General features: G+C 58.3%; 24 protein-coding genes (1 of these 24 running past the window's edge). 16 read left to right on the top strand and 8 right to left on the bottom strand.

Annotated features, from left to right (window positions below):
- The 3 genes from hrpB to ACZ5A6_RS12910 all read left to right on the top strand — a co-directional run.
- Positions 1-817 carry the final stretch of an ATP-dependent helicase HrpB gene (gene hrpB, locus ACZ5A6_RS12920; RefSeq protein ID WP_464110954.1) on the top strand. The gene continues 1,670 nt to the left of window position 1, outside the view, so only the last 817 of its 2,487 coding nucleotides appear in the window; its start codon lies off the left edge, out of view; it ends in the stop codon at positions 815-817.
- Positions 818-846: 29 nt separating this feature from the next.
- Complete coding sequence (locus ACZ5A6_RS12915; protein WP_080581007.1) at positions 847-2,154, top strand: ActS/PrrB/RegB family redox-sensitive histidine kinase; 1,308 nt, start codon at positions 847-849, stop codon at positions 2,152-2,154.
- Positions 2,155-2,221: 67 nt separating this feature from the next.
- A complete protein-coding gene (locus ACZ5A6_RS12910; RefSeq protein WP_003516258.1) occupies positions 2,222-2,806 on the top strand; it encodes an ActR/PrrA/RegA family redox response regulator transcription factor in 585 nt (194 codons plus the stop codon).
- Positions 2,807-2,865: 59 nt separating this feature from the next.
- On the opposite strand, the gene ACZ5A6_RS12905 is transcribed toward ACZ5A6_RS12910, so the two are convergent.
- Positions 2,866-3,351 (bottom strand): MmcB family DNA repair protein, encoded by a 486-nt coding sequence (locus tag ACZ5A6_RS12905; RefSeq protein WP_013635204.1) that lies wholly within the window; start codon positions 3,349-3,351, stop codon positions 2,866-2,868.
- Positions 3,352-3,534: 183 nt separating this feature from the next.
- On the opposite strand from ACZ5A6_RS12905, the gene ACZ5A6_RS12900 reads away from it, so the two are divergent.
- Positions 3,535-4,236, top strand: coding sequence for a L,D-transpeptidase (locus ACZ5A6_RS12900; RefSeq protein WP_003516268.1), 702 nt, complete (start codon positions 3,535-3,537; stop codon positions 4,234-4,236).
- A 152-nt stretch (positions 4,237-4,388) separates the two neighbouring features.
- On the opposite strand, the gene ACZ5A6_RS12895 is transcribed toward ACZ5A6_RS12900, so the two are convergent.
- From ACZ5A6_RS12895 to hslV, 4 genes are all read right to left on the bottom strand, one after another.
- A complete protein-coding gene (locus tag ACZ5A6_RS12895) occupies positions 4,389-6,557 on the bottom strand; it encodes a malate synthase G (RefSeq protein WP_174060580.1) in 2,169 nt (722 codons plus the stop codon).
- A 121-nt stretch (positions 6,558-6,678) separates the two neighbouring features.
- Entirely contained in the window at positions 6,679-7,644 is a 966-nt protein-coding gene (locus ACZ5A6_RS12890; protein ID WP_003516272.1) for a DUF1402 family protein, read from the bottom strand.
- A gap of 188 nt (positions 7,645-7,832) precedes the next feature.
- Complete coding sequence (gene hslU, locus ACZ5A6_RS12885) at positions 7,833-9,140, bottom strand: ATP-dependent protease ATPase subunit HslU (protein WP_003516274.1); 1,308 nt, start codon at positions 9,138-9,140, stop codon at positions 7,833-7,835.
- Positions 9,141-9,227: 87 nt separating this feature from the next.
- Entirely contained in the window at positions 9,228-9,752 is a 525-nt protein-coding gene (gene hslV, locus ACZ5A6_RS12880) for an ATP-dependent protease subunit HslV (RefSeq protein ID WP_003516283.1), read from the bottom strand.
- Between the two features lie 203 nt (positions 9,753-9,955).
- On the opposite strand from hslV, the gene hisB reads away from it, so the two are divergent.
- The 7 genes from hisB to coaA are packed head-to-tail and all read left to right on the top strand — an operon-like array spanning position 9,956 to position 14,578.
- Entirely contained in the window at positions 9,956-10,552 is a 597-nt protein-coding gene (gene hisB, locus ACZ5A6_RS12875; protein WP_003516285.1) for an imidazoleglycerol-phosphate dehydratase HisB, read from the top strand.
- Between the two features lie 23 nt (positions 10,553-10,575).
- On the top strand, positions 10,576-11,070 hold the full coding sequence (locus ACZ5A6_RS12870) for a DUF2628 domain-containing protein (protein ID WP_025594749.1): 495 nt from the start codon (positions 10,576-10,578) through the stop codon (positions 11,068-11,070).
- Position 11,071: 1 nt separating this feature from the next.
- Positions 11,072-11,722 carry an imidazole glycerol phosphate synthase subunit HisH gene (hisH, locus tag ACZ5A6_RS12865; protein WP_003516289.1) on the top strand — a complete coding sequence of 217 codons (651 nt, stop codon included), beginning with the start codon at positions 11,072-11,074 and terminating at the stop codon, positions 11,720-11,722.
- Between the two features lies 1 nt (position 11,723).
- The gene (gene hisA / locus ACZ5A6_RS12860) at positions 11,724-12,467 is read left to right on the top strand and encodes a 1-(5-phosphoribosyl)-5-[(5-phosphoribosylamino)methylideneamino]imidazole-4-carboxamide isomerase (protein ID WP_013635199.1); all 744 of its coding nucleotides are present in this window, start codon (positions 11,724-11,726) and stop codon (positions 12,465-12,467) included.
- Entirely contained in the window at positions 12,464-13,240 is a 777-nt protein-coding gene (hisF, locus tag ACZ5A6_RS12855) for an imidazole glycerol phosphate synthase subunit HisF (protein ID WP_003516294.1), read from the top strand. The genes hisA and hisF overlap by 4 nt, the downstream gene beginning before the upstream one ends.
- Before the next feature lie 16 nt (positions 13,241-13,256).
- Positions 13,257-13,580 carry a phosphoribosyl-ATP diphosphatase gene (locus ACZ5A6_RS12850; protein ID WP_149910353.1) on the top strand — a complete coding sequence of 108 codons (324 nt, stop codon included), beginning with the start codon at positions 13,257-13,259 and terminating at the stop codon, positions 13,578-13,580.
- Positions 13,577-14,578 (top strand): type I pantothenate kinase, encoded by a 1,002-nt coding sequence (gene coaA / locus ACZ5A6_RS12845; RefSeq protein WP_019565929.1) that lies wholly within the window; start codon positions 13,577-13,579, stop codon positions 14,576-14,578. Before ACZ5A6_RS12850 ends, coaA begins: the two co-directional genes overlap by 4 nt.
- Positions 14,579-14,626: 48 nt before the next feature.
- Here the strand turns inward: coaA and lysM are convergent, their stop codons facing one another.
- The 3 genes from lysM to ACZ5A6_RS12830 form a co-directional block, all read right to left on the bottom strand.
- Complete coding sequence (gene lysM / locus ACZ5A6_RS12840) at positions 14,627-15,076, bottom strand: peptidoglycan-binding protein LysM (protein WP_003516300.1); 450 nt, start codon at positions 15,074-15,076, stop codon at positions 14,627-14,629.
- Positions 15,077-15,161: 85 nt separating this feature from the next.
- On the bottom strand, positions 15,162-15,596 hold the full coding sequence (gene arfB, locus ACZ5A6_RS12835; protein ID WP_019565930.1) for an alternative ribosome rescue aminoacyl-tRNA hydrolase ArfB: 435 nt from the start codon (positions 15,594-15,596) through the stop codon (positions 15,162-15,164).
- A 112-nt stretch (positions 15,597-15,708) separates the two neighbouring features.
- Positions 15,709-17,319, bottom strand: a complete 1,611-nt coding sequence (locus ACZ5A6_RS12830) for a phosphoenolpyruvate carboxykinase (protein ID WP_003516305.1) — start codon at positions 17,317-17,319, stop codon at positions 15,709-15,711.
- A 339-nt stretch (positions 17,320-17,658) separates the two neighbouring features.
- Between ACZ5A6_RS12830 and chvI the strand changes: the two genes are divergently transcribed.
- The 5 genes from chvI to ACZ5A6_RS12805 all read left to right on the top strand — a co-directional run bounded on the left by chvI (position 17,659) and on the right by ACZ5A6_RS12805 (position 21,499).
- Complete coding sequence (chvI, locus tag ACZ5A6_RS12825; protein ID WP_003516307.1) at positions 17,659-18,387, top strand: two-component system response regulator ChvI; 729 nt, start codon at positions 17,659-17,661, stop codon at positions 18,385-18,387.
- A 52-nt stretch (positions 18,388-18,439) separates the two neighbouring features.
- Positions 18,440-20,230, top strand: a complete 1,791-nt coding sequence (gene chvG / locus ACZ5A6_RS12820) for a two-component system sensor histidine kinase ChvG (protein WP_035252357.1) — start codon at positions 18,440-18,442, stop codon at positions 20,228-20,230.
- Positions 20,220-20,684, top strand: a complete 465-nt coding sequence (locus ACZ5A6_RS12815) for an HPr kinase/phosphorylase (protein WP_003516316.1) — start codon at positions 20,220-20,222, stop codon at positions 20,682-20,684. The genes chvG and ACZ5A6_RS12815 overlap by 11 nt, the downstream gene beginning before the upstream one ends.
- A gap of 125 nt (positions 20,685-20,809) precedes the next feature.
- Entirely contained in the window at positions 20,810-21,211 is a 402-nt protein-coding gene (locus tag ACZ5A6_RS12810; RefSeq protein WP_003516318.1) for a PTS sugar transporter subunit IIA, read from the top strand.
- 12 nt (positions 21,212-21,223) lie between these two features.
- The gene (locus ACZ5A6_RS12805) at positions 21,224-21,499 is read left to right on the top strand and encodes an HPr family phosphocarrier protein (RefSeq protein ID WP_003516321.1); all 276 of its coding nucleotides are present in this window, start codon (positions 21,224-21,226) and stop codon (positions 21,497-21,499) included.
- Positions 21,500-21,525 lie beyond the last annotated feature (26 nt).

Here is a 21,525-nt window from a genome sequence, read left to right as displayed (position 1 = left end):
CGATATTACCGGGCGTGCGGCACAGCCGCGCATCCTTTCCGCAGCAAGCATCGAGCGTACCGATATAGAAGAGCGGATGCCGCATCTTATTGTGCAGCAGGACCAGCTGCTGTTTGACAAGGCAAGCGGTCAGGCGCGTGCACGCCGCGTCACGCGTCTAGGCGCCATCATCCTCGACGAAACGCCCCTGCCCCGCCCGGAGGGTGAACAGGCGGCGCAGGCACTTGCCAACGGCGTTCGGGAATTTGGTGTCGGAATTCTTCCGTTCACAAAAGAAACCCAGCAGTTGCGCGACAGGATAGGCTTTCTGAATGCCAGCATCGGCGACCCCTGGCCGGATGTCAGCGATGCTGCATTGCTTTTACGGCTGGATGAATGGTTCGTCCCCTTCCAGCACGGCGCCCGCAGCCTTCAGGATATCCGGCCCGGCAGCCTTTCCGAGGGACTTTTAGCTCTGGTGCCTTATGAGGTCGCACGCGATCTCGGCAGGCTTGCGCCAACGCATTTCGAAGCGCCGACGGGCCAGCGGCATCCTATTCGTTACGATGCCAGCGAACCGACGCTTTCCATTCGTGTGCAGGAGCTTTTCGGGCTGACGGCTCATCCCGCCATCGCGCAGGGGCGGTTGCCGCTGCTGCTGGAATTGACCTCGCCGGCGCACAGGCCGATACAGACGACACGCGATCTTCCGGGTTTCTGGGCAGGATCGTGGAAAGATGTGCGGGCGGACATGCGCGGGAGGTATCCGCGCCATCCATGGCCTGAGGACCCGGCATCGGCATTGCCGACCAGCCGCGCAAAACCGCGCGGAACGTGATGACGATGAAAAGCACAAAGGAGATGAAGGTGGCTGGCCATCCGATCGAAACAACCAGGCTTGGCCGCGCCAGCCGCAGGATAAGGCTGCAAACCATCGTATGGTTGCGTTGGCTGGCGGTGGCCGGGCAAAGTGCGACGATCCTGCTTGTTGCTTTCGGCTTGAACTTCCCCCTGCCACTTCTGGCTTGCAGCCTTTTGATCGGGGCACTCGCGCTTGCCAACCTGTTTCTCACTGCGCGTTTTCCCTCCACCTATCGTCTGGAGCCCTGGGAAGCGACATTGCTGCTGGCATTCGACCTGCTGCAATTGACGGCGCTCATCTACATCACCGGTGGTCTTTCCAATCCTTTCGCACCGCTGATCTGCGTGCAGGTCATCATCGCCTTCGCCTCGCAGCCGCTTCGGCACTCGCTTATTCTGCTCGCCTTTGCCGTCATCTGCTCGACGGCAATCGCTTTTTCGCCGTTTCCGGTTCCGTGGTATCCCGGTGAGGTGCTGCCGATCCAGCTTCTGCTGCATGTGGGCACCTGGGTCGCGATCATTGCCACGACCTCTTTCGCGGCCTTTTATGCCTATCGAGTTTCGCACGAGGCCAATCAGCTGGCCGATGCGCTGGCTGCGACCGAACTGGTGCTGGAGCGGGAAAAACATCTCTCGCAGCTAGACGGTCTGGCCGCCGCTGCGGCACACGAGTTGGGCACACCGCTGGCGACAATCAGCGTCGTCGCCAAGGAAATGGAACGGGAACTCGGAAATGATGAAAGGTTTGGCGAAGACATAGCGCTGCTGCGCAGCCAGAGCGAAAGATGCCGGGATATTCTGCGCCGCCTTACATCACTTTCCACCGATGATGAGGAGCATATGCGCCGCTTGCCGCTCTCCTCGCTGATTGAGGAGGTGATGGCGCCGCACCGGGAATTCGGCATCCGTCTCGATCTCGTCGAAAAGAACAACCGGATCGACGAGCCGGTTGGCATCCGGAATGCCGGCGTTATTTACGGGCTGGGCAATCTCATCGAAAACGGCGTGGACTATGCGCGGGAAAAAGTGACCGTGACCGTGGAGTACGATTCGCAGAATGTCGCCGTCACCATTGAGGATGATGGACCGGGTTATGCCCATGACGTGCTTGCCCGCATTGGTGAACCCTATGTGACCGAACGTCACAACGATACCCGTGCGGGAGGGCTGGGACTCGGGCTTTTCATTGCAAAGACATTGCTGGAACGCTCCGGCGCCACCGTTACCTTCGAAAATCGCGGTTTGAGCGGAACCGGAGCGCGGGTCACAATCGTCTGGCCTCGAGCGCTTATGGACGATAAAAGAGACCGTTGACTTTACCATTCACGTGGAAGCGGCGATAAGAAGAAAAAGCCGACTAAGTTGCCGAAAGGCCTGAGACATGACGACAGAAGACCAGACCCCCATCAGCGCGACAACGGATGACGACGACCCGATCGGAGCTGACAGATCGCTGCTGATCGTCGATGACGACGGTCCCTTCCTGCGCCGGCTTGCCCGGGCCATGGAAACACGCGGATTTATCGTCGATACCGCCGAGACGGTTAGCGAAGGCATTGCCCGTTCCAAGGCTGCGCCGCCCAAATATGCGGTCGTTGATTTGCGGCTTACGGATGGCAATGGTCTCGAGGTCATCGAAGCCATCCGGCAGTACCGGGACGATACGCAGATTGTCGTCCTGACCGGCTACGGCAATATCGCAACCGCCGTTACCGCCGTGAAGCTTGGGGCGCTGGATTATCTTGCCAAACCGGCCGATGCGGACGATGTCTTCAATGCGCTGACGCAGCGCAAGGGTGAAAAGACTGAAGTGCCCGAAAACCCGATGTCGGCCGACCGGGTGCGTTGGGAGCATATTCAGCGCGTTTATGAAATGTGCGAGCGCAACGTCTCGGAAACCGCCCGCCGGCTTAACATGCACCGGCGAACGCTGCAGCGCATTCTGGCGAAACGCGCGCCGAAGTAGAGCATTTACAGTACAAGTGAGAAGCGGTTTTACATCCGGATACGGTCTGGAACCGGGCATTACTCTCCGAAGCTGCGCCCGGTCGTCCACTCCGCCAGCATCAGCCGGGTTGCAGCGGTTCTCGAGAAATCCAGCATCACCGATTTGCGGGTTGCGGGCGGTAATTTATGCTCCGGCGCATCGCGAAGCATATGGGCGCCATAGCCATCCGACAGGATAAGCCCACATTCTTCCGGAAAGATTTCGACCGGCACTTCCGGATGGGTGGCAAAAAACAGCCGGTCGCAATGCAGGCGGTATTCCGGCCATTTACGATCGACACGGAAGTCCTCGATCGAGGATTTGATTTCGATAATCCAGATTTCACCCTTTGCCGAAAGGCTGATGAGATCGGCCCGTCGTCCGCTTGCAAGCGGCAGTTCCGGCAAAACCGAATGTCGCATCTCGTGCAAAAGCACCTGAACGCCGCGGCGCACCAGCATCGCCTTGTCCGACTGGCGACCGTCGATTAACGGATTATTGTTGGTAAGCGAAAGAATAGTCATGGATAAAGGCTACTGAGGCGTTTGGCCTATTGTTGCAAAAAGGCAATCAACCGGCAATTTTAAAGTCACATTCGTCCTGCAGCAGCGTATCGGCTTGCCAAGAACGGCTTAATGGAAAATAACCGATTTATCCAATTAAGCCTACTCCTTCGCACAATTTGGCGAATTTTCCGCGAGAACGATATGCGCATCCGTACCTCATTGACTGCACTCGGTCTGACGGCAGCACTGGCTCTGGCCGGCTGCGCCGAAACCACATCCCAATCATCCGGCCAGGTAGCGGCGTCAGTGCCGGTCGCTAACCCGGTTCCGGCAAAGGTCGAAACCGTCCAGATCTTCAACGATGTTTACGGCCCTGTGACCGACGCGGGCTATGCGCTGCCCGCCATCCCGATCAATCGTGTGAACGAGAAGTTCCGTCGTCAGATCGTCGAATTCCAGAATAACGAACGGCCGGGCACGATCATCGTCAATACGCGTGAGCGTTTCCTTTATTATATCCTGCCCGGCAACCGCGCAGTTCGTTACGGCATCGGCGTTGGCAAGGCTGGTTTTGCCTGGGCCGGCGAAGCCTATGTCGCCTGGAAGCAGGAATGGCCGATGTGGCATCCGCCGAAGGAAATGGCCGACCGCAAGCCGGAAGTCGCAAAGTATGTCGAGGCAGGCATGGGTCCGGGTCTTTCCAACCCGCTCGGCGCGCGCGCCATGTATCTCTTCAACGAAAAGGGACAGGACACGCTGTTCCGTATCCACGGTTCGCCTGAATGGGCATCGATCGGCACCGCCGCCTCTTCCGGCTGCATCCGCATGATCAACCAGGACGTCATCGACCTTTACAGCCGCGTCCGTCCCGGCCGCAGCACCAAGGTTGTCGTGATCCAGTAAGATCAGATACCAGACAAAGAAAAAGCCGCCGTGGAATTCCCGGCGGCTTTTTTGTTTCTGGAGCATTCCCAGTAAAAGTGCATAGCGGTTTTAAGGTAGAGCACGTCGAACATTGCGTTCAGACAAGACGTGCTCTGGATTTCCTGTCGGCCTCAAGCCGCCTGCTTCGCCTTCAGTTCGAGGCGACGGCGGTGCAGAACCGGTTCCGTATAACCGTTAGGCTGCTCCCGGCCTTTCAGCACAAGTTCGACGGCGGCCTGAAAAGCGACCGATCCTTCAAAGTTGGACGCCATCGGCAGATAGGCCGGATCTCCGGCATTTTGGCTATCGACCACGGCGGCCATGCGTTTCATGGTCTCAACGATCTGCTCTTGCGTAACCACGCCATGGCGCAGCCAGTTGGCCATATGCTGCGCGGAGATGCGCAGCGTGGCGCGGTCCTCCATCAGTCCGACATTGTTGATATCAGGCACCTTGGAGCAGCCGACGCCCTGATCGACCCAGCGCACGACATATCCCAGAATACCCTGCGCGTTGTTGTCGAGTTCGCGCTGGATTTCCTCGGGCGTCCAATTGGGACGCGGCACGACCGGCACCGATAGAATATCGGAGAGTTTTGCCCGGCCCCGGCTTTTCAGTTCGTCCTGAACGGCTGCGACATCGACCTTGTGATAGTGCGTGGCATGCAGCGTCGCAGCCGTGGGTGAAGGTACCCAGGCGGTGTTGGCGCCTGCCTTCGGATGCGCGATCTTCTGCTCCAGCATGGCGGCCATCAGGTCAGGCATGGCCCACATGCCCTTACCGATCTGCGCATGGCCGGAAAGGCCGCATTCCAGACCGATATCGACGTTCCAGTTCTCGTAAGCCGCAATCCAGGCCGCCTGTTTCATATCCCCCTTGCGGATCATCGGACCCGCTTCCATCGAGGTATGAATTTCGTCGCCCGTGCGGTCGAGGAAGCCGGTATTGATGAAGACGACCCGGTCTTTTGCCGCGCGAATGCTTTCCTTGAGGTTGACCGTGGTGCGGCGTTCCTCGTCCATGATGCCCATTTTCATGGTGTTCGGCGCCATGCCGACAAGCTTTTCGGCCCGCGTGAAAATCTCGTTGGCGAAGGCGACTTCCTCCGGCCCGTGCATCTTCGGCTTGACGACATACATGGAACCGGCGCGGGAATTCTGGCGACGGCCGGAGGGGCCGACATCGTAAAGCGCAATCAGCGCTGTGACGACGGCGTCCATGATACCTTCCGGCACCTCGCGGCCATCCTTGTCGAGGATCGCCGGATTGGTCATGAGGTGACCGACATTACGCACCAGCATCAGGGAACGCCCCGGCAGAGTAAGTGCTCCACCATCGGGGGCGGTGTAATAACGATCCGGGTTGAGACTACGGGTGAAGATGTTACCGCCCTTGGAAACCTTCTCCGTCAGGTCGCCGCGCATCAGGCCAAGCCAGTTGCCATAAACCAGCACCTTGTCCTCGGCATCAACAGCGGCAACGGAATCCTCGCAGTCCATGATGGTTGTCAGCGCCGATTCGAGAATGACATCCGAGATGCCCGCCTTGTCACCCTTGCCGATTTCCGTCGAGGGATCGATGACGATCTCGGTGTGCAGACCATTCTTGCCAAGCAGGATCGTTGCCGGCTTTTCCGCATCGCCGGTAAAGCCCTTGAATTGCTCGGCATCTTTCAGGCCCGTTTTGCTGTCACCGATTGCAAGCTGCAAGAGGCCGTCAACGATCTTGAAGCCGGTCACATCCGACCAGCCTGCCGTTTCGAGCGGAGCTGATTCGTTGAGGAAGTTCCACGCCCAGGCAATGACCTTTTCGCCGCGTTTCGGATTATAGCCCCTGCCCTTTTCCGCACCATCGGCGTCAGAAATGGCATCCGTGCCGTAAAGCGCATCGTAAAGCGAACCCCAGCGGGCATTGGCGGCGTTCAGCGCATAACGGGCATTCATGACCGGCACGACAAGCTGCGGGCCTGCGACAGCGGCAATTTCCGAATCGACGTTGCTGGTTTCGACCTTGAAGCCGGGTCCTTCCGGCAGCAGATAGCCGATTTCCTTCAGGAAGCCCTCATAGACATCAAAATCCGTCGGGGCGCCATTCTGCCGGTACCAGCCATCCAGTTTTTCCTGCAAGGCGTCGCGCTTTGCGAGCAATTCACGATTCTTGGGGGAAAGCTCGTGGACGATGGCGGAAAAGCCTTCGAAGAAAGTTTCTGCATCAAGACCCGTGCCCGGCAGAACGTCATCCGTCAAAAAAGCATAAAGCCTGTCATCAATGGAAAGACCGAATTTATTGGTGCGGCTCACATGCGCCTCCTCTTTATCTTAAGGGCGCAGATTGGACGCTGAGGCAGGCGCTCGTCAATTGCGAGAGGCAACCAAATATTATTTCCGTTTTGGAAAGAATACCGACGATAATCGTCTTTTTCTACAAAAGCGCCTGCAAATCCTTGATGCGATCGTTCACCAGCCAGCCGTAATAGTTTTCTTCCGGCAAAAGCGGCTGTTCCCCCCCTGCGGCGCGCTGACGATTTTTCTGGGCGAGAGCGGCAGCGCGCTGCGCGGATCCGCCGACATTATAAAGCGTGGACGTTACACCAGGATTTTTGGAAACATCCATGTCGGCAATCGACCTGTAGTCGTCGATCGATTTGCGGATGGAAGCTGCCATAAAGGCGAGCGAGCGATCCGGGTCCATGATGGCGGTATAAACGGCGGTCGCATCGTTTTCGTCGAGCTTCTCATAACCTGAGGTTTTCGACACCATGTCGGACAACATCAATGCCGTGAGCGGATTGATCTGGCCGAGACCGAAGGTCTGTCCGGCATAAAAGGGCTGGAAAAATACAGCGCTGAAACGATTGTTCGGATAGGCAACGCCATCTACCGTCTTGCCGCGGAAGCTGTCGTCCCAGACGTCTTCCCGACAGTTCCAAAGGCTATAGGAATCCTTTTTCGACTGGCACCTGGCGAATTGCGAATGCGTCAGAAACTGCGCGATGGTTTCGTCCTTGTAGCCGAAACGGAAGCTGCTGCCGGCATAGGAGGCGGCCTTGACGTAGTAGGATTGCAGGCGGTCATAGGCGTCGACGTTATAGGTATGCTCGCCGACAATCGCCCCGATCATGTGGATCGGATCGATACCGTAGCGCCCGGCGGTAGACTTGATCTTGCCGATCAGTGCCTTGTCGGAAGACAGGAGGTCGATCACCTTCTGGTATTTACGCTCGAAAGACGTATTGGAACCCTTGGTTCGACGTGCGGAAGCCCCCGGAATGCCCGGCTGTTCGGCATTGCGATTGCCAGGCGGGACGACCGTCGCGGCCTCGGCATAAGAAGACGAGACGACGGTGAACGTCAAAGCGGCGGCAAATGCCAGAAGAGTTTTGCGCACGAGCGAATGCCTTTTCTCAAGCCGACCTCTCCCGAACCAAGAGAAAACCGGACCATTCCATAAAGCGGTTCCAACCGGAATGCAGCCTTTCCCATAAACAAAAAGGGGGCTGAATGCGAGACAAGGCCGTAAAATAAAAGAGTGCGGCAAATGTGGCCGCACTCTCGTGTCTTTGCTCTCCAAGATATTCAGAGAATATAGCGGGACAAATCCGTATCGGCAGCAAGATCGCCGACGTGCTTTTTGACATATTCCTGATCGATCTTGACGGCAGAGCCACCACGATCCGGTGCGTTGAAGGAAATCTCGTCGAGAACACGCTCCATCACCGTCTGCAGGCGGCGCGCACCGATATTCTCGACCGACGAGTTGAGATGAACGGCCACGTCGGCCAGAGCGTCGATCGCATCGTCCGTGAAGTCGAGATCGAGTTCTTCCGTCGCCATCAGCGCCTTGTACTGGCGGATGAGGCTTGCTTCCGTCTCGGTCAGGATACGGCGGAAATCCTCTTTCGTCAGCGGCTTCAGCTCGACACGGATCGGCAGGCGGCCCTGAAGCTCCGGCAGAAGGTCGGACGGCTTTGCCACATGGAACGCGCCGGAAGCGATGAACAGAACGTGGTCGGTTTTCACCGGCCCGTATTTGGTCGAGACAGTCGTGCCTTCAACGAGCGGCAGAAGATCGCGCTGCACGCCTTCACGCGAGACGCCGGCACCCATGCCGCCATCGCGCGCAGCAATCTTGTCGATCTCATCGAGGAAGACGATGCCGTCATTTTCCACCGACTTCACCGCTTCGCGCTGGATCATGTCATTATCGAGCAGCTTGTCGGATTCGTCGCGAACGAGATCGGTATAGGATTTCGAGACGGTGGTGCGCACCTTCTTGGTACGTCCGCCCATCGCCTTGCCGAACATTTCCGACAGGTTGAGAACGCCGATATTGGCGCCCGGCATGCCGGGTATTTCAAAGCCGGGCATGCCCGAACCGCTGTCGGCCACTTCGATGTCGATTTCCTTGTCGTCCAGCTCGCCATCGCGCAGCTTCTTGCGGAAGCTCTCACGTGTCGCGGGTGACGCGGTCGATCCGACCAGTGCGTCGAGCACCCGCTCTTCGGCGCTCTGATGCGCCTTGGCCTGTACTTCCGCGCGCTTCTTTTCACGCACGAGGCCAATGCCAATCTCGACCAGATCGCGGATGATCTGCTCGACATCGCGACCGACATAACCGACTTCGGTAAATTTGGTCGCTTCGACCTTGATGAAGGGCGCGCCGGCAAGCTTGGCGAGACGGCGGGAAATCTCCGTCTTGCCGACACCGGTCGGTCCGATCATCAGGATGTTTTTCGGCATCACTTCGTCGCGCAGGCTCTCATCGAGCTGCTGGCGACGCCAACGGTTGCGCAGTGCAATCGCGACCGCACGTTTCGCATCATGCTGGCCGATGATGTGGCGATCCAGTTCCGAGACAATTTCCCGGGGAGAAAAAGTGGTCATTCTGTCCTCTCGGCTTTCCTGTTCCGACCGGCCATTCTGGCCCGGCCCACAGGACCCTTGGGTGAGAAATGGGGGTGAGAAATATGCTTACTCGGCGTCGAGGGTTTCGATGACGAGGTTATGGTTGGTGTAAACGCAGATATCGGCGGCGATATCGAGCGACTTGCGCGCCACCTCCTCTGCCGACTTGTCCGTATCCATCATGGCGCGGGCAGCCGCAAAGGCGTAGTTGCCGCCGGAGCCGATGGCGATCGCGCCATGTTCGGGTTCCAGCACGTCACCATTACCGGTGATGGCGAGTGTCGTGGATTTGTCGGCCACCAGCATCATGGCTTCGAGGTTGCGCAGATATTTATCCGTGCGCCAGTCCTTTGCAAGCTCTACGGCCGCGCGCATGAGCTGACCGGGATATTGCTCGAGTTTCTTTTCGAGACGGTCGAGCAGCGTGAAGGCATCCGCCGTTGCGCCGGCAAAACCGGCAATCACTTCACCCTTGCCAATGCGTCGAACCTTGCGGGCATTGCCCTTCATGACGGTCTGGCCAAGACTTACCTGACCATCGCCAGCCATGACGACCTTGCCGCCCTTCCTGACTGTAATAATCGTTGTCATCAAACACCTGTCTGCCCTACCGGGCCTGCGGTTAACGGGCCGGCATCCGGCCCTTCTTGGCATCTATGTAAGTTTGCTTTTCACGATTGCAAATCCTGCCCGCACTGCACTGTTTTGCGCAGATCATGCAAGACGATGGAACAACTGGATATTTATGTCTCGTGCTGATAAGGAACGGCGACATTTTCACGGAGCGGCCAAAGATGGCAGAACGTAAAGGCGAGATCATCCGCAAGACCAACGAAACCTCGGTTTCGGTGCGCGTGGATATCGACGGCACCGGCAAGTCGACAATTTCCACCGGGGTGGGATTTTTCGATCATATGCTGGACCAGCTAAGCCGCCATTCGCTGATCGACATGGATATCGAGGTTCAAGGTGACCTGCATATCGATGATCACCATACGGTGGAAGATACCGGCATCGCCATCGGCCAGGCCATCGCGAAGGCATTGGGTGACAGGCGCGGCATTACCCGCTACGCCTCGCTCGATCTTGCCATGGATGAGACGATGACCAAGGCTGCCGTGGATATTTCCGGCCGTCCCTTCCTCGTGTGGAATGTCAACTTCTCCGCGCCCAAGATCGGCACATTCGACACCGAGCTTGTGCGCGAATTCTTTCAGGCGCTGGCCCAGAATGCCGGCATCACGCTGCATATCCTGAACCATTACGGCGCCAACAACCATCATATCGCCGAAACATGCTTCAAGGCCGTTGCCCGCGTTCTTCGCGCGGCAACCGAGATCGACCCCCGGCAGGCAGGCCGCGTTCCCTCGACAAAGGGCATGCTGGCCTGACCGCCAAAGCTGTCAGGAAGCCCATGACAAGCTATCTCGTTCTGGAAGCCCCCAACGGGCCGGACAGGGACCACAAGACGACCCGCTTCATAGCAGACCGTTTCGTCTGGCTGGCACTTATTGCGCCCTGGCTGTGGCTGGCCGTAAACCGGCTGTGGCTGGCCGCGATCGTCGTATTTGCAGTTCTCGTTCTGGCCGGTTGGGCATCAATGTTACCCGGATTCGAACCGGTGGGCATTTTGTGCAGCGTCGCCATTGCCCTCATCACTGCACTGGAGGGGCGCGATTTTCTCGTCCGGCACCTGATAGGCAAGGGCTGGAAGATGACCTCGGTCATTTCCGCCCCTGACCTTTCGAGTGCCGAAGAGATATATTTCTCCGATCTTTCCGAAAATACCGAGCCGTCGGGACAGCTGTCGCAGCCGGTATGGACACCCTCGCCGCAGAAGAGCGGTGACAAAAACTTCGTCAACGATCCCTCCGGATCGTTTCTTTTCGACTTGAATGGAAGGCGCTGACATGCGCGTCGCGATCATCGACTACGGTTCTGGCAACCTGCGTTCGGCCACCAAGGCTTTCGAGCGCGCCGCCCGCGAAGCCGGCATTAATGCAACCATTGACCTGACCGATAAGCCGGATCACGTCGCATCTGCGGACCGCATCGTACTGCCAGGCGTCGGCGCCTATGCCGATTGCCGCGCCGGTCTCGAAGCTGTGCCCGGCATGCATGAGGCGCTTATCGAAGCCGTCGAGAAAAAAGCTCATCCCTTCCTCGGCATCTGCGTCGGAATGCAGCTGATGTCTTCGCGCGGTCTCGAAAAGACTGTCAGCACGGGGCTTGGCTGGATCGAAGGCGATGTCATTGAAATGACGCCCTCCGATCCGACGCTTAAAATCCCGCAGATTGGCTGGAATACGCTGGAAATCCGGCATCAGCATCCCCTGTTCGACGGTATCAGGACCGGCGCTGACGGCTTGCATGCCTATTTCGTGCATTCCTATCATCTGGCGGCGAAACATCCGGCGGATGTCATCGCCACCACCAATTACGGTGGCGCGATGACGGCTTTCGTTGGTCGCGACAATATGGCTGGCGCGCAGTTCCACCCGGAAAAAAGCCAGACGCTCGGCCTCGCCCTGATTTCCAATTTCCTGCGCTGGAAGCCCTGACATGATTCTTTTTCCCGCAATCGATCTTAAAGACGGCCAGTGCGTTCGCCTGAAACTCGGCGATATGGAGCAGGCAACCGTTTACAATACGGACCCCGGCGCGCAGGCGAAATCCTTCGAGGACCAAGGCTTCGAGTGGCTGCATGTCGTCGATCTCAACGGTGCCTTCGCTGGCCAGACGGTGAATGGCGAAGCGGTAGATGCCATTCTCAAGGCCACGACAAACCCGGTGCAGCTTGGCGGCGGCATCCGCACTCTCGATCATATTGAGGCGTGGCTCAGCCGTGGGCTTGCCCGCGTCATTCTCGGCACCGTGGCGGTACGCGATCCCGTTCTGGTTATCGAAGCCTGCAAGCGTTTCCCCGGTCAGGTCGCTGTCGGCATCGACGCCAAAGGCGGCAAGGTTGCTGTTGAGGGCTGGGCGGAAGCCTCAGAACTCGGCGTCATCGAACTTGCCAAACGTTTCGAAGGTGCCGGCGTTGCCGCCATCATCTACACCGATATCGATCGCGACGGCATTCTGGCTGGCATCAACTGGGCCTCGACACTCGAACTGGCAGATGCCGTGTCGATCCCGGTCATCGCCTCCGGCGGCCTTGCTTCCATCGAAGACATCAAGCGCATGTTGCAGCCGGATGCCGCAAAGCTAGAGGGCGCAATTTCAGGCCGCGCGCTTTATGACGGGCGCATCGATCCTGCCGAGGCGCTCGCCCTCATCAAGGCTGCCAAGGAGATAAGCGCATGACCCTCAAAGCCCGCGTTATTCCCTGCCTCGATGTAAAAGACGGCCGAGTCGTCAAGGGTGTGAACTTCGTCGATCTTATCGACGCCGGCGACCCAGTCGAGGCGGCGAAGGCCTATGATGCGGCGGGAGCGGACGAACTCTGCTTTCTCGACATCACTGCCTCGTCCGACAATCGCGACACGATTTTCGACGTGGTATCGCGCACGGCCGACCATTGCTTCATGCCGCTGACCGTCGGCGGCGGCGTCCGCGCCGTGGCTGACATCCGCAAGCTGCTTCTCTGCGGTGCAGACAAGGTCTCCATCAATTCCGCAGCGGTGAAAGATCCTGATTTCGTCGCGCAGGCTGCCGACAAATTCGGCAACCAGTGTATCGTCGTCTCCATCGACGCCAAGCGGGTTTCGAAGGACGGGGAAGACGGGCGCTGGGAGATCTTCACGCATGGCGGACGTCAGCCAACCGGAATCGACGCCGTGGAATTTGCCATCAAGATGGTCGAACGCGGTGCCGGCGAATTGCTCGTCACCTCGATGGACCGCGATGGCACCAAAAGCGGATACGATATCGGCCTGACACGCAGCATTGCCGATCAGGTTCGCGTGCCCGTCATCGCCTCGGGTGGCGTCGGAACGCTGGATGATCTGGTAGCCGGCGTTCGCGATGGCCATGCGACTGCGGTGCTTGCCGCTTCCATCTTCCACTTCGGCACCTATTCGATCGGGCAAGCCAAGAGCTACATGGCCGAGCATGGCATCGCCATGCGTCTCGACTGATTGCAGGAACCTTTCCATGAGCGCATTTTCCCTTTCCGATCTGGAACGCATCGTCGCGACACGCGCCGCCGCCTCTCCCGATGAATCCTGGACGGCCAAACTTGTTGCGGCGGGCCAGGAACGTGCGGCGAAAAAACTGGGCGAAGAGGCTGTTGAGGCCATCATCGCCGCCATCGCGAAAGACCGCGACGGGCTGAAAAACGAGGCCGCCGATCTGCTTTATCACCTGCTGGTGGTGTTGAAGATCGCCGACATTCCCCTTGCCGACGTCTTTGCCGAGCTGGAGCGCCGGACCGGACAGACCGGACTTGCGGAAAAGGCAGCGAGGCCGACATCATGAATGTCAAGGCAGGCAGCGGGGAGAGAGGCATGCCGAGCACACTCGATCATTTCCGCCCGGATGAATATTCGCCCTATCACTTCTTCAGCTCGGAAGAATGGGCAAAGTTTCGCGCCGACACACCACTCACCCTTTCCGCCGACGAGGTCAAAAGACTGCGTTCGCTGGACGACCCGATTGATCTGGACGAAGTGCGGCGTATCTATCTGTCGCTGTCGCGCCTCCTGTCATCGCATGTGGAAGCATCGCAGCTGCTGTTCGAACAGCGCAACCGCTTCCTGAACATGGCGGATGTCAACAAGACGCCCTTCGTCATCGGCATTGCCGGGTCGGTGGCGGTTGGAAAATCGACAACGGCGCGCATTTTGAAGGAGCTTCTGGCCCGCTGGCCTTCCAGCCCGAAGGTCGATCTCATCACCACCGACGGGTTTCTTTACCCGAACGAGGTGCTGCGGCGCGAAAACCTGATGGAGCGCAAGGGCTTTCCGGAAAGCTACGACATCGGTGCGCTGCTGCGTTTCCTCTCGGCGATCAAGGCGGGCCAGCCGAATGTGAAGGCGCCACGCTACTCGCATCTGACCTATGACGTGCTGCCGAACGAATTCACTGTCATCGACCAGCCGGATATCCTCATCTTCGAAGGCATCAACGTGCTGCAATCACGCGACCTGCCGGCGGGCGGGCGGATCGTGCCGATCGTTTCCGACTTCTTCGATTTCTCGATCTACATCGATGCGGATGAGGACTTCATTCACAACTGGTATGTGAACCGGTTCATGAATCTGCGGCAAACCGCCTTCCGGGACCCGAATTCATTCTTCAATCGCTATGCGTCGATCAGCGAAGAGGCGGCGCTCAGCATTGCCGAGGGCCTCTGGCAGAACATCAACCTGAAGAACCTGCGCCAGAACATCGTGCCCACGCGTCCACGCGCCGATCTTATCCTGCGCAAGGGCAAAAACCACCTGATCGACACGGTTGCGCTTCGCAAGTTGTGAAAGATGCCGCAAAAGCGGCATCTCCATCGCAGCGGTTAAAATCCGTTATTAGGCAAGGTCAGGAATGCGCAGGACCTGACCGGGATAGATTTTATCGGGATGGGTCAGCATCGGTTTGTTGGCTTCGAAGATGATGTTGTTCTTGCCACCATTTGCCTTGCCGTACTGGGCTTCAGCGATCTTCCAGAGATTATCGCCCTTCTTGACCGTGTAGAAAACGGGTTCCTTCGCCGGCGCTTCTGCCACCGTCAGTTCGCCGGCCTCGACCTTCGAAATGCCGAGCGTATTGCCAACGGCGATGACTGCCTTTTCGAAAATCGACTGGTCGGCCACTTCGCCCTTCAGAACGACCTTATCGTTCACCACCTCGACCTGAACCTTGTCGGTGCCGAGATCGTGGGAAGCGAGTTCTTTTTTGACGGCTTCGACATCGGGGGCATCATCTCCACCGATACCAAGCTTCTTTCCCGCTTCCTTGATGAAATTGAACAGACCCATAGCACCCTCCTTGGTTGTAGGAGATTTACCAGACGATATCTGAAGGTCTATGACAAGTGCGAAACATTTTGCCGTCCAGCGCGACCTAGTCGCCTGATGGCTTGCCACGCATTTTCTTGACATCCGACCGGCCGGATTTCGCCTTGAGGCGGCGCTCGACGGAACCCTTGGTCGGCTTGGTGGCCTTGCGCACCGGCGGCGGCGGCGCTGCCGCTTCAAGGATCAGTTCCTTCAGCCGTTCACGCGCGTCTTCGCGATTGCGCTCCTGGCTTCGAAACCGGCTCGCCTCGATCATGAGCACGCCTTCTTTCGAAACACGCCGCCCGCCCAGACGCAGCGCATTCGCCTTCACCCGTTCCGGCAGGGAGGGAGAATTGGCGATGTCGAAAAACAGCTGAACCGCCGTCGAGACCTTGTTAACATTCTGGCCACCCGGCCCGCCGGCCAGCACGAATTGCTCCGTCAGCTCCCAGCCGGCGATGGTAATTCGGTTGCTGATGTAAAGCGGGGCGCTGGCCATGTTTTTTCTCCGCGCCGGTGATGCCACAGATCGAGAAAAATGAAAACAAGGCACGAAACGAAAGAACCCGGCACAAGGCCGGGTTCCCCTCCTCCTCATAAACGAGGCTTATTCATTCTGCCGCGAGCAGCAGTCCCGGTGCTGCATCGCGCACCTTGCTGTCGACGTGATCTTCGAACTTGGTGAAGTTCGTAACGAACATCGACACAAGCTTCTTCGCCTGCGCGTCGTAAGCTGCGCCGTCGGCCCAGGTCGAACGCGGGTCGAGGATCGCGGCATCGACGCCTTCCAGCGACAGGGGCACGGCGAAACCGAAATTCGCATCGGTGCGGAATTCGGCACCCTTCAGCTCGCCGGTGAGGGCTGCCGTCAGAAGCGCGCGGGTCGCCTTGATGGGCATACGCTTGCCGATGCCGTAAGCACCGCCGGTCCAGCCGGTGTTGACCAGCCAGCAGTCCACGCCATGCTTGCCGATCAGCTCACGCAGCAGGTTGCCGTATTCCGCCGGGTGGCGCGGCATGAAGGGTGCGCCGAAGCAGGTGGAGAATGTAGCTTCTGGCTCAGTCACGCCCTTTTCCGTGCCGGCAACCTTTGCCGTGTAGCCGGAAAGGAAGTGGTACATGGCCTGTTCCGGCGTCAGCCGGGCAATGGGCGGCAGCACGCCGAAGGCATCCGCAGTCAGCATGATGATCGTCTTCGGATGACCGGCAATGCCCGTTTCCGATGCATTCGGAATGAAGTGCAGCGGATAGGCACTGCGGGTGTTTTCCGTCAGCGAGTTGTCGTTGAAATCCGGAACACGGTTTTCGTCCAGCACGACGTTTTCGAGAACGGTGCCGAAACGGCGGGTCGCGGCATAGATTTCCGGCTCAGCTTCGGCCGACAGCTTGATCGCCTTGGCGTAGCAGCCGCCTTCGAAATTGAAGATGCCGTGTTCGCCCCAGCCGTGCTCATCGTCGCCGATCAGCGTACGCGACGGATCAGCCGACAGCGTGGTCTTGCCGGTACCGGACAGGCCGAAGAACACGGCGGAATCACCCTCGGGACCAACATTGGCCGAGCAATGCATCGGCATGACGCCCTTGGCCGGCAGCAGGTAGTTCAGCACAGTGAAGACCGACTTCTTGTTTTCACCGGCATAGGAGGTACCGCCGATAAGGACGAGACCATTGGTGAGATCGCAGGCGATGACGGTTTCCGAACGGACGCCGTGACGCGCCGGATCAGCCTTGAAGCTCGGCAGATTGATGATGGTCAGCTTCTGTTTGAAGCCTGCCAGTTTCTCCCGCTTCGGGCGGATGAGCAGGTTGCGGATGAACAGCGAATGCCAGGCAAGCTCAGTGACGACACGGGTCGACAGGGCGTTCTCTTCATCGGCACCGCCGATCAGATCCTGAACATAGAGCGTCTTGCCGGCGGCGTGCGCAAGCATGTCCTGACGCAGCAACTCGAAGTTTTCCGGCGACAGCGGCTTGTTGTTGTCCCACCAGATAGTGTCTTCGGTGGAAGCGTCGCGGACGACGAATTTGTCCTTCGGAGAACGGCCCGTATGCTGACCGGTAACGGCACGAAGTGCGCCATCCGCCGTCAGCTCGGCTTCGCCATTGCGGATCGCCTCTTCGTACAATTCGCTTTCGTTGAGGTTATAAAAGACGCGGGAGGCCTCGCCCAGTCCGAGTTCCGCAACTCCATTGGCAGGATTATGAACCCCAAGCTCGTTCATGACGCGTTCCTTGTAAATGACGATAAGGCCGTTGAAATTTTCACGGAAAATACGTGGCGGCTTTTAGAAACGCAAGAGTGAAACTTTAAATAACTTAGTGATTTCAATATATTAATCGATTTAAAAGATTTTATTTCTTTTTAAATCGGTTGAAGACGCATTAGAATCCAGCTGCGGCGTTTTCCCGGAATTGGCCTAGTCACACCAGGCGATTTGGTTGTGAGTTTTCCTTTGCCACAATTTGTTCCACCTTTATACTCATGAGAGTGGCTCGCGGCGCGCAACCTTGGCTGGGTGGATGTCGGGAGTTACGAGAAAATGACGATGGAGACCAACTACATGCAGACGATCGCGCTTGTCGACGACGACCGGAATATTCTCACTTCGGTATCGATCGCGCTCGAAGCCGAAGGCTACCGGGTCGAAACGTATACGGACGGCGCCTCCGCGCTTGACGGACTGATTGCCCGTCCGCCGCAGCTCGCCATTTTCGACATCAAGATGCCGCGCATGGACGGCATGGAGCTTTTGCGGCGTCTTCGCCAGAAATCGGATATACCGGTTATCTTCCTGACCTCCAAGGATGAAGAGATCGACGAATTGTTCGGCCTGAAGATGGGTGCTGACGATTTCATCACAAAACCCTTCTCGCAGCGCCTTCTGGTGGAACGCGTCAAGGCCATCCTGCGCCGCGCCAGCAGCCGCGAGGCTTCCGCTGCGACCGGCGGCAGCACGCTGAAGCCGACGGCTGATCAACAGGCGCGCACGCTCGAACGCGGCCAGCTGGCCATGGATCAGGAACGCCACACCTGCACCTGGAAGGGCGAGCCGGTGACGCTGACCGTTACCGAATTCCTTATCCTGCATTCGCTTGCACAGCGGCCAGGCGTGGTGAAAAGCCGCGACGCGCTGATGGATGCGGCCTACGACGAACAGGTCTATGTTGACGACCGCACGATCGACAGCCACATCAAGCGCCTTCGCAAGAAGTTCAAACTGGTCGATGGTGACTTCGATATGATTGAAACGCTTTATGGCGTAGGATATCGCTTCCGCGAAGCGGCTTGAACGAGCCGCAATCGGGAGAGACCACCGGAATTGTGGTGGCGAGGACATAGACTTGTTGAAGAAAACGCCGGAAACCGTCTCGGACAGTGACGATGCCGAAGATCGCGGCAGCGAACGCCGCCATCGTATCCATCCGCTGACGATCGTCCGACGCATTTTTGGCAATGCGGTGTTTTCCAGCCTCACGCGCCGCATCCTTTTCTTCAACGTGGCCGCGACGGTCGTTCTGGTCGGTGGCATTCTCTACCTCAACCAGTTCCGCGAGGGGCTGATCGATGCGCGGGTGGAAAGCCTTTTGACGCAGGGCGAGATCATCGCCGGTGCCATCTCGGCCTCCGCCTCGGTGGATACCAACTCCATCACCATCAATCCTGAAAAGCTGCTGGAATTGCAGGCGGGACAAAGCATCACGCCCGCCCCCAATGACGAGGACTTGAGTTTCCCGATCAATCCGGAACGGGTGGCGCCGGTGCTGCGCCGGCTGATTTCGCCGACACGGACCCGCGCTCGGCTTTTCGATGCCGATGCCAACCTGCTTCTCGATTCCCGCCATCTCTATTCACGCGGCCAGGTCCTGCGCTTCGATCTGCCGCCGGTGACGCCGGAAACCCAGACCTGGAGTGAATGGTTCACCAGCATGTTCAACCGCATGCTGCAACCGAGCAGCCTGCCGCAATACAAGGAAGCGCCAGGTGGCGACGGCTCGATCTATCCGGAGGTGATGAATGCGCTGACCGGCGTGCGCGGCGCAGTCGTTCGCGTTACCGAAAAGGGTGAGCTGATCGTTTCGGTCGCCGTGCCGGTGCAGCGCTTCCGGGCTGTGCTCGGGGTTCTGCTCCTTTCCACGCAGGCCGGCGATATCGACAAGATCGTGCATGCGGAGCGCCTCGCCATCATGCGCGTGTTCGGCATCGCCACGCTCGTCAACATCGTACTTTCCCTGTTGTTGTCCTCCACCATCGCCACGCCGCTCCGGCGGCTTTCGGCGGCTGCGATCCGCGTGCGTCGCGGAGCGAGAACCCGCGAGGAGATACCGGACTTTTCGGCGCGTCAGGATGAAATCGGCAACCTTTCCATAGCGCTTCGTGAAATGACGACGGCGCTCTACGACCGTATCGACGCAATCGAAAGTTTCGCCGCCGATGTCAGCCACGAGCTCAAGAACCCGCTGACTTCGCTGCGCAGCGCCGTGGAAACCCTGCCGCGTGCCAAGACGGAAGAGTCCAAACAGCGGCTGACCGAGATCATCTTCCACGATGTCCGCCGCCTCGACCGCCTGATCAGCGATATTTCGGATGCCTCGCGGCTCGATGCCGAACTGGCGCGTGTCGATGCATCGCCGCTGGATCTCGACGTTCTTATGAAGGGTCTGGTGGATATCTCCCGCCAGATCAGCACAAAGAAAAAGAGCGTGGCGATCGACTATGTCGCCGACCGGAAGGCGGGAGCCAAAACCTCCTTCGTCGTGAACGGTCACGATCTTCGCATCGGGCAGATTGTCACCAACCTGATCGAGAATGCGCGCTCTTTCGTTTCCGAGGAAAGCGGCCGCATCACCGTGCGCCTTTCCCGTCACAAGGACCGCTGCATCGTGCAGGTGGAAGACAATGGCCCTGGCATTCAGGCCGAGGATATCGACCGGATTTTCGAGCGCTTCTACACCGACCGACCGGCAAGCGAAGGTTTCGGCCAGAATTCCGGCCTTGGCCTTTCCATCAGCCGCCAGATCGCCGAAGCCCATGGCGGCAGCCTCAGGGCAGAAAATGTCGTCGACAAATACGGCGTGATATCAGGCGCGCGCTTCACCCTGTCGCTGCCGGCGGCCGAAACCCATGAACGCTGAACGCTTCAACCTGCACGCAACCGCCATTGTCGTTGACAACACCGGCATTCTCTTCACCGGACCGTCCGGCAGCGGCAAAAGCGAGCTTGCTTTCAGCTTTCTGACGGAGGCGCAACGGTGCGGATTGCCGGCGGCACTGATCGCGGATGATCAGATTTTAGTGTATCGCGACGGCGAAAACATTATCGCCGAGCGGCCGGAAGCGATTGCCGGACTACTCGAGTTGCGCGGCAGCGGCATCGTTAACGTCAACAGCGTCCCGAGCGCCGGACTAAATTTCGCCGTTACGACAGTTCTTTCACCGGAAAATCCAAGACTTCCGGAAGATGACGAGGTGTTGTTGCTGCCCTGCGGCGGGCATCTTCCGCTTCTGCGTATTCCGCTTTCCAGTCTTACGCCCTATGGAAAATTTGCTGCACTTGCTCAAAATCTTTTTAAAACGAACGTGAAGTGACCACGATTCAGGCGATTTTAGGCTTGCGATTCGCATTTTCCTCATCAAGATGAAATCCCACCGATGGACAGGATTGCCGCGTTGCGATAGTCGGCAATGAGAGTGCGTGTGCAAGGGAGCATTTCATGATCGGACTAGTGCTTGTCACCCATGGCAAGCTGGCTGAGGAGTTTCGCCATGCGTTGGAGCATGTCGTCGGTCCCCAGAAATTGATCGAGACGGTTTGTATCGGTCCCGAAGACGACATGGATCAGCGCCGGCAGGATATCATCGACGCCGTTACGCGCGTCAATGATGGAAATGGCGTCATTATTCTGACGGATATGTTCGGTGGTACACCGTCCAATCTCGCCATCTCCGTCATGAACAACGGCAATGTCGAAGTCATCGCCGGGGTCAATCTTCCCATGCTGATAAAACTCGCAGGCGTTCGCAGCGAAGACAACATGGACAAGGCGCTCCAGGACGCATCCGACGCCGGTCGCAAATACATCAACGTCGCCAGCCGCGTTTTAAGCGGCAAATAAGAAGTCAGCCCCATGTCGCCTCACTCCCGGGAATTGCCGATCATCAACAAGCGCGGTCTCCACGCCCGGGCATCTGCAAAATTCGTGCAGATGGTCGAGGGTTTCGACGCGACTATTACGGTGTCGAAGGACGGAATGACCGTTGGCGGCACCTCCATCATGGGCCTCATGATGCTGGCGGCCAGCCCAGGATGCAGTGTCTATGTCGAGGCGAGCGGCAACCAGGCGGAAGAGGCGCTCGCCGCACTTGAGGCACTTGTTGCCGACCGCTTCGGCGAAGAAGCCTGAGCCCACCCCCATATAAAGACATAAAG

The sequence above is a fragment of the Agrobacterium sp. 6Ca8 genome (assembly GCF_055382765.1).
This window is presented reverse-complemented; position numbering and strand designations above follow the sequence as displayed.